The following is a 15,394-nucleotide window of genomic DNA, read 5'->3' on the forward strand; positions in this document are numbered from 1 at the left end:
GCTGCCCGCCACCGTCCCGGCCGTCGCCGCGGCCGCCCACCCCGTGGAACCGGCCGAACAAGTCACCACCGACCAGGACGCGTCCGACCGGGACGAAGGTGGGCGGGACACGACCGGCTCTCGGAACGATCAGGCCGGCACCGCCCAGCGCGACACCCCTGCCCAGCAACCCACCGGACGCGACACCACCCCGGACGCCACCGGGCGCGACACAAGGTCCGACTCCGCCCCGAACGCCGGAAGGGACACGTCCCCCGACACCCGGCAGGAGACCTCCGACCCGAACGCTCAGCGGGCCCCCGTCGCCACCACCGACCAGCAGACGATCGTCGCCCCGCCGCGTACGGACACGGCCGCGCCACCCCCGCCACCCGCGCGCCAGGCCAACGGCGACCGGCCCGCCGACGTGATCGTCGCCCCGGCCCGGCCGCACGACGTGCCAGGACTCCCCGCCCAGGACCAGACCCCCGCGGCGAGAGCGCAGACCCCCCGCACACCCGCCCCGGAGACCAACGCACCCGCACAGAACGGACGACCGCAGAGCCAGGACGGCCGCCCGCCCGCCGACGCGAGCCGGGCCGGCGAGGGCACACGGCAAGACCCGCCGGACACCCGCCCGGGCAGCCAGCCGGACAGTCGGGCAGACAGTCGGGCGGACAGTCGGGCGGACAGTCGGGCGGACGGTGCGGCGGGTGAGCGTTCGGCGACGGCGACCGCCGGCCCTGACCGCGTGCCCGCCCAGTCCCCCGAGCGTGGAAACGGCCAGTCCCCAGAGCGGGTGGGGGCGCAGCCGCCCGAGCGGGTGGGGGCGCAGTCACCCGAGCGGGTGGGGGCGCAGTCACCCGAGCGGGTAAGTGCCCAGTCGCCGGAGCGTTCGGGTGAGGCGGCCGGTCGCGGCGCGTACGACCAGAACACCCACCCCAAGGCGGCCGAGCACGTGCCCGAGGCGGGAGGGGTGTCGCAAGAGGCGCGGCGGCCGCTCGCGGCGGCGTCAGGCGGGCCGGATGCCGTGCTGGTCGGCGGGCACCCGGCGGTGGCGCCTTCGCGGCCGCGCAGCTTCGCCGAGGCCGCGGCGACGTTCCACCGCTGGACCCCCGGCGACGGCGAGGGCCGCGCCAACAGCCCCAACCGCATCGAGCGGCTGCTCACCGGCCAGGGCGACGGACGGGGAGCCGCCACCCGGCCGGATCCCGAGTTCCTGCGGCCCGGCTGGGCCCTGATCGACAAGCTGCCCACGGTGCGCGCCGACGAGGCGACAGCCCTGACTCTGGCGCAGATGCACGCGAGCCTGCCGAGGGAGAATCCGAAGGCCGCGATCGAGAGCCTGGCAGAGGAGCTGTTCAACAGCAGGTACGCCGTGGACGCCGTGGTGGAGCTCTACCAGGACGCCCAGCGCCAGGGCATGGCCCCGGAGGCGGCACGCGGCAGTGCCATGCTGGCCGACGCGCTGCGCCTCGCGATGCCCCACGACAGTCTCCGCTGGCTCGGCCTCAAGCACCGGGCGCTGATCGACGTGACGACCCCGGCGGACGCGCGCACGCTCGGGCTGCTGGTCAACATGATGTCGCCGCACCTGAGCCTCAAGGAGCTCGACAGCTACCTGTCCCCCTGGATGCGGAGGGAGGGGCTCAAGCGCTACCACCAGGTACTGCCGCTCGTCCGGGCGGCGGACGCCGCCGGATTCCTGCCTCCCGGGCTGCACTACGTGGGCGAGTTCCATGCGGTGATGACGGCGTTCCGGCAGGTGGACCCGGAGCTGTGGACGGGCGTGGTGGCGTCGGTGAAGCTGGGCGTCGACGGGCTCGGCCTGGAAGACGCCCGGATGCTCGGTGCGCTGCACGGCATCGCCGGGGCGCCGGACGCGCCTCCGGGGATGCCCCATCGGCGGCCGATCGAGGACCTGGCGCACCACCTGGGCCAGGGAGGGTCGGTCGAGCAGCTGCTCCGCCTGGCCGCGGACGCCCGTGAGCACGGCTCCGACCCGACGCGGGCGGCCGACCTGCAGGAGCTCCATGATCTGCTGGCGACGCACCGGGCGCGGGATCCCCACCTGTGGGACGGCCTGCGGCTGGCCGACGATCACCACCTTCCCGCCGTGCGCGACGACCAGGCACGTGTCCTGGGCAGGCTGGCGGAGCTCGCCGGGCCTGCTCCCGATCGGCCGGCCTGGGTGTTCGATCCGCTGCGCCGGCTCGCGTACGACGCCGGGCTCGGGCACTCGGTGCCGGAGCTGGTGCGGCGGGCGGCGGAGGCCGGGCGCGACGGTCTCGATCTCTCCCGCCTGGTGAACCGCCGGCAGGTGGTGGACGCGCTGCGGGACCTGGGCCCGCGCGACCCGTACGGCGTGGCGGGCGACGGCCGCCCGATGCCCCGGCGTGACGCCGAGCCCGGCCTGCACAACGTGTCGCCCGAGAAGGCACGCGCCGCGCGGCGGTTCGCGGAGCAAGGCTGGGAGGAAGCCTTCGGGAACGTGAATCGCATCTTCAACCGTGGCACCCACACGGCTCCCGAGGAGTGGCGGGCGGCGAAGGCCGAACTCGGCAGGTGGAATGATCACTGGGGGGCGTGGGGGCGCTGGCCGGACGTTCCCGAGATGTCGTTCACCGGCGATTTCGCCGCCTACCGGCGCGCTTACGAGCGGGCGCTGGCGCGGGTGGCCGACGGCGAGACGCTGATCCCGTACATGATGCAGAACGTCACCGCGGGCGTCGGTTCGCGTGACCGCGGGCACGGGTTCGCCGTGAAGATCGAGTTCGACCTGCCGGCCAGGATCAGGGACGACGCCCTCGCGACCATCGACGATGTCCTGCGCCGGGCCCGGCTGATCGACGGAGAGCACGGGTGGCAGCTGCTGAGGGGCGCCCCGGCGCACAGCGTGCTGGTCTCACCCCTCATGCACGACGTGCGCTCGACGTGGTCGAATCTGAAGCAGGCCGTCGAGATCATCAACGCTTACGGCGGCGTCGCGACGTACCGGACCGCCGCCCGCGTCGAAGTGAGCACCGGTCCCATCGGCCGCATGGTGGACGCTCAGCGCGCCTTGGCCACGTACGTCGACCACCACGCCGACACGCTCTTCCGGCTGGCGCAGAACCCGGAACGTGAGGAGCACAACGGGCTGTGGCGGCGCGAGCCGAACGAGGAGCCTCTCAGCCGGGACGCCTCAGCGGAGGAGATTCTGCGCGGGCACGGCCGGTTCGACGCGATCGACATGACCGGCATCCGAGGCGGGGACGATGACCGGGTCGAGTTCCGGCTGTGGGACGGCTCGCTCGACCCGGCCGTCATCCAGACGCAGGTGAAGCTCTCGCTGGCGATCGTGGAGGCCGCGGTGCGCAACGCGGGCATGGAGGCGCTGCCGAACGGCGGCCAGCTGGACGCCGTCGGCAGTCACGACGTCTACCGCGAGGCAGGCGCCGCGGCGGACCTGACGGAGAGGGGCAGCCTGAGCTTCCGCATGCTGGCGGACGAGTTGTTCTGGCGGGCCGAGGACAAGGAGCAGCTGCTGGCGCTGTTCGCGGCGACCCGCTGGCCGTCGAGGCAGCCGTGGCAGGGGCCGCCGACCTTGCCGGCCAGGCCGACCCGAGAAGACTTGTCCGTTGTATACGATAAGTTCCTCTATGACTGATCTGACGCTGGGCGCGGCCCATCGGACCTTGCGCGACAAGGTCACCAAGGAGCTTCGCCGCCGCATTCTCTCCGGCGAGCTGGCCCAGGGTGAGCGACTGGTCGAGGACCGGCTGGCCGCCGCGCTCGGCGTCTCGCGCAACCCCGTGCGCGAGTCCATCAGGGTCCTGGCCGCCGAGGGCTTCATCGAGGTCGTCCCCCGGCTCGGCGCCACCGTCGCGCGCCTGTCGGCGGAGGAGGGCGAGGAGCTCTTCGACGTCCGCATGGCGATCGAGGGCCTCGCGGCGCGGCTGGCCGCGCGCAAGCACACGCCCGAGGCCGTGGCGAGGCTGCGTCACGTGCTGGAGCAGGCCAAGGCGGCGGTGGAGAGCGGCCGCCTCGAAGAGGTCGCCGACCTCAACACCGCCTTTCACCTGGCGGTGGGCGAGGCGGCGGGCAACTCCTACCTGGCACTGATGATGACGCCGATGCTGCAGCGGGCGCAGTGGGTCTTCAGCCAGACCGCCGCCGTACGCGGCCCGCACTCGTGGCAGGAGCACCTCAGCCTGTGCGAGGCGATCGAGGCGGGCGACGAGGACGAGGCGCAGGCCAGGGCGGTCGCGCACGTGGCGGCGGCGCGGCGGTCGTTCCTCGCGGCGGCGAGCCGGAAGCCAAAACCGGCAAACGATTAGGAAACACTCAGGTAACGACATAGGGTAACGAAACACCACTGAAATGTCAGACCTTGTATACAGTCTCCTAAACGTTTAACCGGAGGCACCATGCGACCGACACCCAAGGTCGTCGCGGCGCTCGTCACTCTCCCCCTCGCCCTGACGGCCTGTGGTGGAGGCGGAACGAGCAGCACCCCCGCGGCACCTAGTTCCATAGCGACCGCCTCGGCCGACCACCGGCCGGTCAAGGCCGGTGGCACGCTCAACATCGCGCTGAACGCCGACCCCGACGCGCTGGACCCGAGCGTCTCCACCACGCTCGTGGGCCGCGAGGTCTTCACCAGCATGTGCGAGAAGCTCTACGACATCGACGCCTCGTCCGCCCTGGTCCCGCAGCTCGCCGCGGCCCCGCCCGAGCTGTCCGACGACGGCAAAGAGGTGACGATCAAGCTGCGCGAGGGCGTGAAGTTCAACGACGGCACGCCGCTGGACGCCGAGGCGGTCAAGAAGTCGCTGGACCGGCACCGTACGTGGGAGAAGTCCGCCCGGCAGGCCGACCTGGCCGCGGTGTCGAAGGTGACGGTGGCCGACCCGTCCACGGTCAAGCTTGAGCTGACCCAGGCGTTCACGCCGCTGACCGCGCAGCTCGCCGACCGCGCCGGCATGATCATGTCACCGAAGGCGCTCGACTCCGAGGGCGACAACTTCGGCGCGAACCCGGTGTGCGTGGGCCCGTTCAAGTTCGCGAGCAGGACCTCGGGCAGCGAGATCGTGCTGGAGAAGTCGCCCGACTACTACGACGCCGCCAAGGTCAAGCTGGACAAGGTCGTATACAAGATCATCGTCGACCCGAACGTGCGGGCCGCGAACCTCAAGTCCGGCGACGTGCAGGTGGCCGACCAGCTCGCCACCAACACCGTCAAGGGCGTGCAGGACGACCCCAACCTGACCGTCGTCTCCGGTGGCGGCCTGGGCTACTACGGCTTCCAGATCAACATCGGCAACGTCAAGGGCTCGACCGCGAAGCCCGGCCCCGTGGACACGCCGCTGGGCAAGAGCCCGCAGCTGCGCGAGGCGTTCGAGCTGGCGCTCGACCGGGACGCGATCAACAAGACCGTCTACAACGGGCTGCACGAGGTGGACTGCTACCCGGTGCCCGGCGACAGCCCGTACCGGGCGAAGGACCTGCCGGCCTGCCCCAAGCGTGACCTGGCCAAGGCCAAGCAGCTCGTGCAGGCGTCCGGCGTGCCGACGCCGATCACGGTCACCATGGCCACCCCGAACGACGCCGTCAACCAGCGCCTCGCGCAGGTCATCCAGTCGATGACCAAGGAGGCCGGCTTCGACGTCAAGGTGCAGACGGCCGAGTTCGTCAGCGTGCTGGAGCAGGGCAAGGCGGGCAAGTTCGACGTGCTGCTGAGCGGCTGGTCGGGCCGGGTGGACCCGGACGGCAACCTCACCAACCTCATCACCACGCAGGGCAGCAACAACTACGCCGGCATGTCCGACCCCGGCATCGACGACCCGATCAAGCAGGCCGCGGCCGAGACCGACCAGGCCAAGCGCGCCGAGCTGTACGGCGCCGCCATGAAGAAGGCCGCCGAGCTGCGGGGCGTCGTGTACCTGTACCACAACCTGTACTACCTCGGCATGAACAAGAACGTCGCCGGCGTCCAGTACTTCAAGGACGGCCTGCCGCGCTTCGTCACCGCCGGGTTCGCCGCCTGATGCTCTGGTTCATCCTCCGGCGCTGCGGGTCGGCCGTAATCGTGCTGTTCCTGTCGAGCGTGCTGATCTTCCTGGGCGTACGGGCGCTGCCCGGCGATCCGGCCACCGTCATGGCCGGCCAGGAGGCGTCGCCCGCGGCGATCGAGGCGATCAGGCACGAGTTCGGCCTGGACAAGCCGCTGCCCGCGCAGTACCTCGACTACCTCGGTCAGACGCTGACCGGCAACTTCGGGCGTTCGACGCAGGACCAGCTCCCGGTGGCCGACATCCTCCTGGAGCGGCTGCCGGTGACGCTGGAGCTGTCGGCGCTGGCCATGCTGGTCGCGGTGATCGTCGGCGTGGGCGCGGGCATCGTGGCCGCCGTACGGCGCGGCAAGGTCGCCGACTACCTGGCCACCGGCTTCGGCCTGGCCGGGTTGTCGGTGCCGCACTTCTGGCTGGGCCTGCTCGGCATCCTGTTGTTCGCGGTGACCTGGCGGGTGCTGCCCGCCTCCGGGTACGTCCCCTTCACCGAGGACCCCGTGCAGAACCTGCAGCGGATGATCCTGCCCGCCGTCGTGCTCGGCACGGGCTTCGCGGCCATCCTGATGCGGCAGACCCGCTCGGCCATGCTGGGCGCGCTGTCGGCCGACTACGTCAGGACCGCGCGCTCGAAGGGCCTGCCCGAGGTCAAGGTCGTCGGCGCGCACGCGCTGCGCAACAGTTTGACGACCGTGGTGACCGTGCTCGGCCTGCAGCTCGGCGCGCTGATCAGCGGCGCCGTGGTGACCGAGCAGATCTTCGTCATCCCGGGTTTCGGCAAGCTGACCGTGGACGCGGTGCTGACCAGGAACTATCCCGTCATCCAGGCGGTCGTGCTGGTCACGGTCGTCGGGTACGTGCTGGTCAACCTGCTGGTCGACATCGCCTACGCCTTCCTCAACCCGCGGATCCGGTTGTCGGGAGGCGGCCATGACTGAGGTGATGCGCAGGACGCGGTTGTGGCGGCGGTTCCGCCGCAGGCCGATGCCGATGGCCGGGCTCGTCCTGGTGGTCGCGTTCGTGCTGCTGGCGCTGCTCGGTCCGCTCGTGACGGGCGACCCGGCGGCGCAGGACTACATGGCCACGCTGGCGCCGCCGTCGGGCGCCCACCCGATGGGCACCGACGACCTGGGCCGCGACGCGTTCGCCAGGATCGCGCACGGCGCGCAGGTCTCGCTGCAGGCGGGCGTGCTGTCCACGCTGCTCGCGATGGTGGTCGGCATCCCGATCGGGCTGGTCGCCGGGTTCTACCGGCGCTGGCTTGACCCGATCGTGATGCGGCTGGTGGACGTGACGCTGGCCTTCCCGTTCCTGGTGTTCGCGGTGGGCCTGGCCGCGATCATCGGCCCCTCGCTGAAGGGCGTGGTGCTGGCGCTGGGCTTCTCCCAGCTGCCCGCCGTCATCAGGATCACCCGGGGCGAGGTGCTGGCGGTCAGGGAGATGGACTACGTGGCCGCGGCCGTCGCCGACGGCGCGGGCGACGGGCACATCATCTTCCGCTACGTGCTGCCGAACTGCCTCAGCCCGCTCATCGTGCAGGCCACGGTGGCGATCCCCGCCGCGATCATCGGCGAGGCCACGCTGTCGTTCCTCGGCCTGGGCGTGCAGCCGCCGACCCCGTCGTGGGGCGTGATGCTGACGACCGCGCAGCAGTATCTGAGCGACGCGCCCTGGCTGGCGATCTGGCCCGGCCTGATGATCGCCCTGGCCACGCTCGGCTTCAACCTGCTGGGCGACGGGCTGCGTGACGTACTGGACCCGAGGAGCGCCCGATGAGCCTGCTGGAGATCAGCGACCTGAGCGTGGGCTTCGCCACCGAGGACGGGCTCGTCCAGGCGGTCAGGGACATCTCGCTCACCCTGGACGAGGGCGAGATCCTGGCGCTGTGCGGCGAGTCCGGCTGCGGCAAGTCGGTCACCGCGATGTCGGTGCCGCGGCTGCTGCCGCCCGAGACGACCCGGCTGAAGGGCTCGATCACGCTGGACGGCCGCGAGCTGACCACGCTGCCCGAGCCGGAGATGCGGCGGGTGCGCGGCAAGACGGTCTCGGTCGTCTTCCAGGAGCCGATGACCTCGCTCAACCCGTCGTTCACGGTCGGCTACCAGATCAGCGAGGTGCTGCGGCGGCACGAGAAGCTGTCGCGGCAGGCCGCCGCCGCGCGCGCGGTCGAGCTGCTGGAGCTGGTCGGCATCCCGGCGCCGAAGCGGCGCATGAAGGAGTATCCGCACCAGCTGTCCGGCGGCATGCGGCAGCGCGTGATGATCGCGATCGCGGTGGCCTGCTCGCCGCGCGTGCTGATCGCCGACGAGCCCACCACGGCGCTCGACGTGACGATCCAGGCGGGCGTGCTGGACGTCTTCCGCGACCTGCGCGACCGGCTCGGCACCGCGATCATCCTCATCACGCACGACCTGGGCGTGGTGGCCGACATCGCCGACAGGGCCGTCGTCATGTACGCGGGCCGCGCCGTCGAGCAGGCACCGGTGACCGAGCTGTTCGCCAACCCGCGCCACCCGTACACGCTGGGCCTGATGAAGGCCCTGCCGTCGGCGGCGGTCAACGGCCGGCTGGCGGAGATCCCCGGCATGGTGCCGTCGCCGCTGTCGGACCCCGACGAGTGCGCCTTCCACGACCGCTGCCCGCGCGCCCAGGCCGACTGCCGGCTGTCCAGGCCGCCGCTCACCCGCCAGGGCGATGGCCACCTGGCGGCCTGCTACCACCCGGGAGGTGACCGGTGATCCTGCGCATCGACAACCTGGTCAAGCACTACGGCCCCGTACGCGCCGTGGACGGCCTGTCGCTGGAGATCGGCGAGGGCGAGGTGCTCGGCCTGGTCGGTGAGTCGGGCAGCGGCAAGTCCACGGTCGGCAAGTGCGTGCTGCGGCTGACCGAGCCGACCGCGGGTTCGATCGAGCTGGCCGGCCGGGACATCACCCATCTGTCGCGGCGGGCCATGCGGCCGCTGCGCAGGGACGTCCACATGGTCTTCCAGGACCCGTTCTCCTCGCTCAACCCGCGCTTCACGATCGAGCAGATCGTGGCCGAGCCGCTGCTGCGGCACAAGGTGGGCGACCGGCGCGAGGTGACGGCCAAGGTGGCCGCCATGCTGGAGAAGGTGGGCCTGCGCCAGGAGATGCGCAGGCGTCACCCGCATGAGCTGTCCGGCGGGCAGCGGCAGCGGGTGGGGCTGGCCAGGGCGCTCGTCCTGGAGCCGAAGCTGGTCGTGGCCGACGAGCCGGTCTCCGCGCTGGACGTGTCGGTGCAGGCGTCGGTGCTCAACCTCATCACCGACCTGCAGCGGGACATGGGCTTCTCGTGCCTGTTCATCACTCACGACCTGTCGGTGGTGGAGTTCCTGGCCGACCGGATCGCGGTCATGTACCTGGGCCGGATCGTCGAGTCGGGGCCGACGGCCGAGATCTTCGCGCAGCCGCGGCATCCGTACACGCAGGCCCTGCTGTCGGCGGCGCCGGTGGCCGACCCGGTCAGGCAGCGGGAGCGGCGCAGGATCGTGCTGGGCGGCGACGTGCCGAGCCCGGTCGATCCGCCGGCCGGGTGCCGCTTCCACACGCGGTGCCCGCTGGCGTACGACGAGTGCCGCACCACCGAGCCCCTCTTGAACGACCCACGTGGCAGCGGTCACCCCGCCGCCTGCCACCTGGTAACGGCGGAGCGCGTCCCCGACGCCGCCGCCCCCCGATGAGAAGGAGAAAGTCTTGTTCACCACCAGGCCCGAGCTGTCGGGCGACTTCGGCATGGTCGCCAGCACGCACTGGCTGGCCTCGGCCACCGGCATGGGCGTGCTGGAGCGCGGCGGCAACGCCTTCGACGCGGCGGTGGCCGCCGGGTTCGTGCTGCAGGTCGCCGAGCCGCACCTGAACGGCCCCGGCGGCGAGGTGCCGATCCTGCTGTGGAGCGAGGAGGAGCAGAAGGTGTCGGTCGTGTGCGGGCAGGGTGTGGCGCCCGCCGCGGCCACCATCGAGCGCTTCGCCGAGCTGGGCCTGGACGTCGTGCCCGGCACGGGCCTGCTCGCGGCCACGGTGCCCGGCGCGTTCGGCGGCTGGATGCTGATGCTGGAGCGCTGGGGCACCTGGGAGCTGGCGGACGTGCTGGCCCCGGCCATCCACTACGCCGAGCACGGCGTGCCGGTGCTGGAGCGCATCGCGGCCACGATCTCGTCGGTCGAGGGCCTGTTCAGGGACGACTGGCCCACCTCGGCGGCGACGTGGCTGCCCGGCGGGAACGTTCCCAAGCCGGGCATGAAGCTGGCCAACCCGGTGCTGGCGGCGACGTACCGGCGGCTGGTCGCCGAGGCCGAGGCGGCGTCGAGCACCCGTGAGGGCCGTCTGGAGGCCGCCAGGAAGGCCTGGTACGAGGGTTTCGTCGCGGAGGCGATCGCCGAGTTCAGCGCCAAGACGGCCTGGCGCGACAGCTCGGGTGAGGTGCACGGCGGCCTGCTGACCGGCGACGACCTCGCGGGCTGGCGGGCGTCGGTGGAGGAGCCGCTGACCTACGACTACCAGGGCCACACCGTGGCCAAGACGGGCCCGTGGGGTCAGGGCCCGGTGTTCCTGCAGCAGCTCGCCCTGCTGGACGGCACCGGCCTGGAGTCGATGGACTTCCTCGGCGCCGACTACGTGCACACCGTGACCGAGGCGGCCAAGCTGGCCTTCGCCGACCGCGAGGCCTGGTACGGCGACACCGACGTGCCCATGGCCGACCTGCTGAGCCCGGCCTACAACGCCGAGCGGCGCACGCTGATCGGCGCGCGGGCCAGCCTGGAGCTGCGGCCGGGCGCCCCCGGCGGGCGCACGCCCAGGCTGCCGGTCTTCCCCGACCCCGGCACGTTCAGCGCCGCGCCCGGCGTGTCGGGCGGCCGCAAGCCGCAGGGGGTCGGCGAGCCGACCGTGGCGCGGGACGGCATGGTCAAGGGTGACACGTGTCACGTGGACGTGGTGGACCGCTTCGGCAACATGGTCTCCGCCACGCCCAGCGGCGGCTGGCTGCAGAGCTCGCCCACGATCCCGCAGCTCGGCTTCTGCCTGGGCACCAGGGCGCAGATGTTCTGGCTGCAGGAGGGCGTGGCCACCGCGCTGCGGCCCGGCGCGCGGCCGCGTACGACGCTGTCGCCGTCGTTCGCGCTCAGGGACGGCAAGCCGTGGCTGGCGTTCGGCACCCCGGGCGGCGACCAGCAGGACCAGTGGAGCCTGAACTTCTTCCTCGCGGTCGTGCACGGCAAGCTGAACCTCCAGGAGGCCATCGACGCCCCCATGTTCCACAGCGAGCACTTCCCCAGCTCGTTCTTCCCGCGCGGCTCCCGTCCCGGCGTCATGCACGTCGAGGACCGCGTGGACCCGGACGTCGTCGCGGAGCTGCGACGGCGCGGGCACGAGGTGGAGACGCAGGGCCCGTGGTCGCTGGGGCGGCTCAGCGCGGTGGCCCGTGACGGCGACCTGCTCAAGGCCGCCGCCAACCCGCGTGGCGCCCAGGGCTACGCCGTCGGCCGATGACCCTCCACGACCTGCTCTTCCTGGCGGGGGCGGGCCTGCTGGCCGGCGTGGTGAACGCGCTGGCCGGCGGCGGCACGCTCGTGTCCTTCCCGGCGCTGCTCGCGCTGGGCTACCCGGGCCTGACCGCGACCGTGACCAATGCGGTCGCGCTCTGGCCCGGGTACCTGGGCGGCGTGCTCGGCTACCGCGCCGAGCTGCGCGGCCAGCAGCGCCGCGCGACCGTCCTGTCGGTCGCGGCGGTGCTGGGCGCCTGCGTGGGCAGCGCGCTGCTGCTGCTCACGCCGGGCCGGCTGTTCGAGTCGCTGGTGCCGTGGCTGGTGGGCTTCGCCAGCCTCGCGCTGCTGGCCCAGCCGTGGCTGCGCAAGCACCTCGGCGGCGAGGAGGGCGCCGGGACCAGCCGCCTGGTGTACGCGGGGGTGTTCGTCGGCGGCTGCTACGGCGCCTACTTCAACGGCGGCATGGGCGTGGTGCTGCTGACCGTGCTCGGCATGTTCCTGCACGACAACCTGCACCGCGTCAACGCGGTACGCGCCGCGCTCTCGCTGGTCATCAGCTCGGTCTCGGTCATCGCGTTCTCGCTGTTCGGCCCCGTGCGCTGGCAGGCCGTGGCGGTGATCGCGCCGGCCAGCCTCGCGGGCGGCTTCCTCGGCACCCGCGTGGCCCGGCTCATGCCGCCCGCCGTGCTGCGCGGCGTGGTCGTCGTGTTCGGCCTCGGCGTCTCGATCGCGCTGGCCCTGCGCTGACCGGGCACGGGCAGCCGGCTCAGGCGACAGTGGCCTCGATGAGGTCGTCCACCACCTCCGCCAGGTCGTTGCCCCGCTCGTACGCCCTGCGCTGCCGCATCGCCCCCGACCCGGCACGCAGCAGCCGGTCGAGGCCCTCCTGGACGAACCGCAGGTCACCCGCGTCGGCCAGCGCCGGGCGCACGTGCTCGAGCAGCCGCCCGGCCAGCACCGCCGCGGGGACGAGCGAGCCGTCGCGCACGTCGAGGATCTCGCCCTGCAACCCGTAGCGCGCCGCCCGCCAGTACGCGGCGCGCAGCACCTCACCCGGCACCGGAGGACCCAGGTCACCCCGCCTGACCGCGCCGAGCGCGGTGACCACGAGCGCCCGGATGAGCCCGATCATGGTGAGGCTGTCGGCCACGTCGAGCGGCACGTCGGCCACCCTGATCTCCACGGTCGGCAGGAAGGGCGACGGCCTGGCGTCCCAGTAGACGGTCTTGGCGTCGAGCAGCGCCCCCGACCTCGCCAGGGCCCGTAACGCGCCCTCGTACGCCCCGTAGGAGGCGAAGTACGGCGGCGCGCCCGAGACCGGCCAGCGCCCCCAGCTGATCACCCGCCAGGAGGCGTAGCCGGTGTCGCGGCCCACGAAGAACGGCGAGTTGGCGGCGAGGGCGATGAGCGTCGGCAGCCAGGGCCGCAGGTGGTTGCCCACGTAGACGGCGTGCTCCGGATCGGGCACGTCCACGTGCACGTGCAGGGCGCAGATGCTGATCTCGTCCTGCAGCGCCCGGTAGAGCACGCGGCCCTGAAGGTAGCGGTCGTCGTCGGTGAGCGGCGGCGGCATCACGTTGCCGAGCACCGGGATGCCGCTGGCGACGACCGCGAGCCCACACGAGCGGGCTGCGCCCGCCACCTCCTTGCGTGCCGCGCGCAGCCGCCGGCCCAGTTCGCCCAGGTCGGCGGAGGGCGGCGTGCGCGCCTCCACCTGGAAGCGGGTGATCTCTTGCACCACGTCGAGCACGTCCGTAGCGGCGGCCAGGACCTCGGCCGCCCGGGGGGCGACGTGGCGGGTGCGGGGATCGACGACGAGGTACTCCTCTTCGATCCCGATGAGCGGAATCATGCCCACACCTCGCTGGGAGTCCACATCTCCGTAGGGAGTTGTGCCCCCACCTCACCGCCCGGAAAACCCGGGTTGTCAGGGTGTGAACTCGACGGGGCCGTAGAGCGCGTGGTCGTTCTTGGTGGACATCGCCCAGTAGCGGTCGCCGTAGGACCAGTGCCACCACTCGGTGGGGTAATTGACCAGGCCGGCGGCCTCCAGCGCGACGCCGAGCAGCTTGCGGTGGGCGCGGGCGTCGTCGGAGATGCCGGGGGCGGCGGTGTAGCAGGCGCCCTCGCTCTGCTCGGGGTTGTCGTTGACCTCGGTGCCCATGTCGTACTCGGTGCCGTCGGGCGAGACCAGAGTGAGGTCGACCGCGGCGCCCGCGGTGTGCGGGGCGACCTCGACGGGCGAGACGTAGCGGCTGGCGGCGACGTACGACTCCTCGGGCGTCAGCCCGGTCAGCGTGGCCCGGTAGCCGTCGAAGATGCGGCGCTGGGTGGCGACCGGCCGGTAGCCCTCGACGACGAGCAGGTGGTATCCGGCGGGCAGCAGGCTCTCGGCGTGTTCGAGCCGCCGCAGCACCCCGTCCCGCAGGTGGGCGTAGGCGCCCTGGTCGTCGGCCAGGCGGGTGTCGACGCGGAGCCGCCCGCGTACGTCGACCAGCGGTTCGCCGACCTCCTTGACCGGGATCGAGGTCACACGGGCGTCGGAGATGAGCACGACATCGTTCGGGGACTGCCACATGGGCAGTGATTCTCACACAGTGTCGGAGAAGACCTGCTCCCGGGCCTGCTCCAACGCCGCCACGAGCGCGCCGCGCAGCACCGGGTTGCCCGCCACCTGAGTGGTGACGACGGTCGGCGGCGTGGGGCAGAGGCCGGCCACCGCCTCCTGCACCTTCGCGGCCAGCCGGGCGCCGCCCGCCCTGCCGACGTCGCCGCTGAGCACGATGAGCCCGGGGTCGAGCACGACGCTGACGGCCGCCGCGCCGACGGCGATGCGCGCCGCGACCGCGTCGAGGAAGCCGTCGTCGCCGCCGCGCAGCAGGTCGGGCACGGTGTTGCCGGTCACGCCGTGCTCATCGGCGAGGCCGCGCAGCGCGGCGTGGCCCACCAACCGCTGGTAGGAGCCCGACTGCGGCTCGGCGACGTCGGTGGGCAGCGGCTCGCCGGGCACCGGCAGCCAGCCGATCTCGCCCGCCCCGCCGGTGCTGCCCCGATGCAGCCGGCCGCCGAGCATGACGCCCATGCCCTGGCCGACGCCGGCCCAGATGACCACGAAGTCGTCGTGGCCGACGGCCGCGCCGTAGCGGTGCTCGGCGAGCGCGACGAGGTTGACGTCGTTCTCGATGGTGACGGAGGCGCCGAGCGTCTCGCGCAGGCTGGCCAGCACGCCGACGTGCCAGGAGGGCAGGTCGTACGACCAGCGCACGTCCCCGCTGCCGGGATCGACCACGCCGCGGCTGCCGATGACGAAGGCCCGCAGCCTCGACAGGTCGATGTCGGCCGCGTCGCAGGCCCGGCGCACGGCGGCGTGCACGGTCTTGACCGGGTCGCGCCCGTCGGCGGGGTCGAGGGTGATCTCGATCACTGTACGGCCTGTGATGTCCGCCACACCGACCTTGAGGCTGTCGGGCAGGACTTCGAGGCCGGCGACGTACGCGCTGGACGGGACCACGGCGTACAGGGCCGCGTGCGGGCCCCTGCCCCCGGCCCTTTCGCCCGCCACCTCGACCAGGCCCCGCTCTTCCAGTCGAGCGAGAAGCTGACCTGCGGTTACCTTGGACAGGCCGGTGCGCTCGCCGAGCTCGGCGCGGGTGAGCGGGCCGTCTCCGAGGAGCAGTTCGAGTGCCGCGCGGTCGTTCAGCCGGCGCAGCAGCCGGGGGGTTCCCGGGTCTCGGCTCATCGGTTCCCTCTCTCCGTCACGATCAGCTAACGAGCGTTTCTTTTAAGAAAGTTTCTTGTTAGTTTAACACCATCGTTCGGCATATGACGATCAGCCTGGTGCGGACCGTTGGCCAGCACC

Annotated in this window: 11 protein-coding genes and 1 pseudogene; 9 read left to right on the forward strand and 3 right to left on the reverse strand. The window is 72.3% G+C overall.

Annotated features, from left to right (window positions below; all coding sequences use genetic code 11):
• From ACFFR3_RS20760 to ACFFR3_RS20800, 9 genes and pseudogenes are all read left to right on the forward strand, one after another.
• Positions 1-3,628: pseudogene (locus tag ACFFR3_RS20760) on the forward strand (hypothetical protein); the annotation flags it as partial.
• Positions 3,621-4,298 carry a GntR family transcriptional regulator gene (locus ACFFR3_RS20765; RefSeq protein ID WP_364383204.1) on the forward strand — a complete coding sequence of 226 codons (678 nt, stop codon included), beginning with the start codon at positions 3,621-3,623 and terminating at the stop codon, positions 4,296-4,298. The pseudogene ACFFR3_RS20760 and the gene ACFFR3_RS20765, both read left to right, overlap by 8 nt.
• Positions 4,299-4,388: 90 nt before the next feature.
• Positions 4,389-6,008 carry an ABC transporter substrate-binding protein gene (locus ACFFR3_RS20770; protein ID WP_345398861.1) on the forward strand — a complete coding sequence of 540 codons (1,620 nt, stop codon included), beginning with the start codon at positions 4,389-4,391 and terminating at the stop codon, positions 6,006-6,008.
• Entirely contained in the window at positions 6,008-6,967 is a 960-nt protein-coding gene (locus tag ACFFR3_RS20775; protein ID WP_345398858.1) for an ABC transporter permease, read from the forward strand. The genes ACFFR3_RS20770 and ACFFR3_RS20775 overlap by 1 nt, the downstream gene beginning before the upstream one ends.
• Positions 6,960-7,805 carry an ABC transporter permease gene (locus ACFFR3_RS20780; protein ID WP_345398855.1) on the forward strand — a complete coding sequence of 282 codons (846 nt, stop codon included), beginning with the start codon at positions 6,960-6,962 and terminating at the stop codon, positions 7,803-7,805. The genes ACFFR3_RS20775 and ACFFR3_RS20780 overlap by 8 nt, the downstream gene beginning before the upstream one ends.
• Positions 7,802-8,767, forward strand: coding sequence for an ABC transporter ATP-binding protein (locus tag ACFFR3_RS20785; RefSeq protein WP_345398852.1), 966 nt, complete (start codon positions 7,802-7,804; stop codon positions 8,765-8,767). The genes ACFFR3_RS20780 and ACFFR3_RS20785 overlap by 4 nt, the downstream gene beginning before the upstream one ends.
• Positions 8,764-9,732: an ABC transporter ATP-binding protein gene (locus ACFFR3_RS20790; protein ID WP_345398849.1), complete on the forward strand. Its 969-nt coding sequence runs from the start codon at positions 8,764-8,766 to the stop codon at positions 9,730-9,732. The genes ACFFR3_RS20785 and ACFFR3_RS20790 overlap by 4 nt, the downstream gene beginning before the upstream one ends.
• Positions 9,733-9,784: 52 nt before the next feature.
• Complete coding sequence (locus ACFFR3_RS20795; RefSeq protein ID WP_379483744.1) at positions 9,785-11,539, forward strand: gamma-glutamyltransferase family protein; 1,755 nt, start codon at positions 9,785-9,787, stop codon at positions 11,537-11,539.
• Positions 11,536-12,282, forward strand: a complete 747-nt coding sequence (locus tag ACFFR3_RS20800; protein ID WP_364383193.1) for a sulfite exporter TauE/SafE family protein — start codon at positions 11,536-11,538, stop codon at positions 12,280-12,282. The genes ACFFR3_RS20795 and ACFFR3_RS20800 overlap by 4 nt, the downstream gene beginning before the upstream one ends.
• Positions 12,283-12,301: 19 nt before the next feature.
• Here the strand turns inward: ACFFR3_RS20800 and ACFFR3_RS20805 are convergent, their stop codons facing one another.
• The 3 genes from ACFFR3_RS20805 to ACFFR3_RS20815 form a co-directional block, all read right to left on the reverse strand.
• Entirely contained in the window at positions 12,302-13,387 is a 1,086-nt protein-coding gene (locus tag ACFFR3_RS20805; protein WP_364383190.1) for a carboxylate-amine ligase, read from the reverse strand.
• 75 nt (positions 13,388-13,462) lie between these two features.
• The gene (locus ACFFR3_RS20810; protein ID WP_345398843.1) at positions 13,463-14,113 is read right to left on the reverse strand and encodes a M15 family metallopeptidase; all 651 of its coding nucleotides are present in this window, start codon (positions 14,111-14,113) and stop codon (positions 13,463-13,465) included.
• A 12-nt stretch (positions 14,114-14,125) separates the two neighbouring features.
• The gene (locus tag ACFFR3_RS20815) at positions 14,126-15,274 is read right to left on the reverse strand and encodes an ROK family transcriptional regulator (RefSeq protein ID WP_364383184.1); all 1,149 of its coding nucleotides are present in this window, start codon (positions 15,272-15,274) and stop codon (positions 14,126-14,128) included.
• Between the last annotated feature and the right edge of the window lie 120 nt (positions 15,275-15,394).

Origin of the sequence: Nonomuraea salmonea (assembly GCF_042428605.1) — a bacterium.
GTDB classification, from domain to species: Bacteria; Actinomycetota; Actinomycetes; order Streptosporangiales; family Streptosporangiaceae; genus Nonomuraea; species Nonomuraea salmonea.

What these genes read in the sequence shown, in the direction of transcription:
- ACFFR3_RS20795 (WP_379483744.1), top strand. Translation starts at nt 9,785, where the DNA reads ATGGTCGCCAGCACGCACTGGCTGGCCTCGGCCACCGGCATGGGCGTG.
- ACFFR3_RS20770 (WP_345398861.1), top strand. Translation starts at nt 4,389, where the DNA reads ATGCGACCGACACCCAAGGTCGTCGCGGCGCTCGTCACTCTCCCCCTC.
- ACFFR3_RS20800 (WP_364383193.1), top strand. Translation starts at nt 11,536, where the DNA reads ATGACCCTCCACGACCTGCTCTTCCTGGCGGGGGCGGGCCTGCTGGCC.
- ACFFR3_RS20805 (WP_364383190.1), bottom strand. Translation starts at nt 13,387, where the DNA reads ATGATTCCGCTCATCGGGATCGAAGAGGAGTACCTCGTCGTCGATCCC.
- ACFFR3_RS20810 (WP_345398843.1), bottom strand. Translation starts at nt 14,113, where the DNA reads ATGTGGCAGTCCCCGAACGATGTCGTGCTCATCTCCGACGCCCGTGTG.
- ACFFR3_RS20775 (WP_345398858.1), top strand. Translation starts at nt 6,008, where the DNA reads ATGCTCTGGTTCATCCTCCGGCGCTGCGGGTCGGCCGTAATCGTGCTG.
- ACFFR3_RS20785 (WP_345398852.1), top strand. Translation starts at nt 7,802, where the DNA reads ATGAGCCTGCTGGAGATCAGCGACCTGAGCGTGGGCTTCGCCACCGAG.
- ACFFR3_RS20765 (WP_364383204.1), top strand. Translation starts at nt 3,621, where the DNA reads ATGACTGATCTGACGCTGGGCGCGGCCCATCGGACCTTGCGCGACAAG.
- ACFFR3_RS20815 (WP_364383184.1), bottom strand. Translation starts at nt 15,274, where the DNA reads ATGAGCCGAGACCCGGGAACCCCCCGGCTGCTGCGCCGGCTGAACGAC.
- ACFFR3_RS20780 (WP_345398855.1), top strand. Translation starts at nt 6,960, where the DNA reads ATGACTGAGGTGATGCGCAGGACGCGGTTGTGGCGGCGGTTCCGCCGC.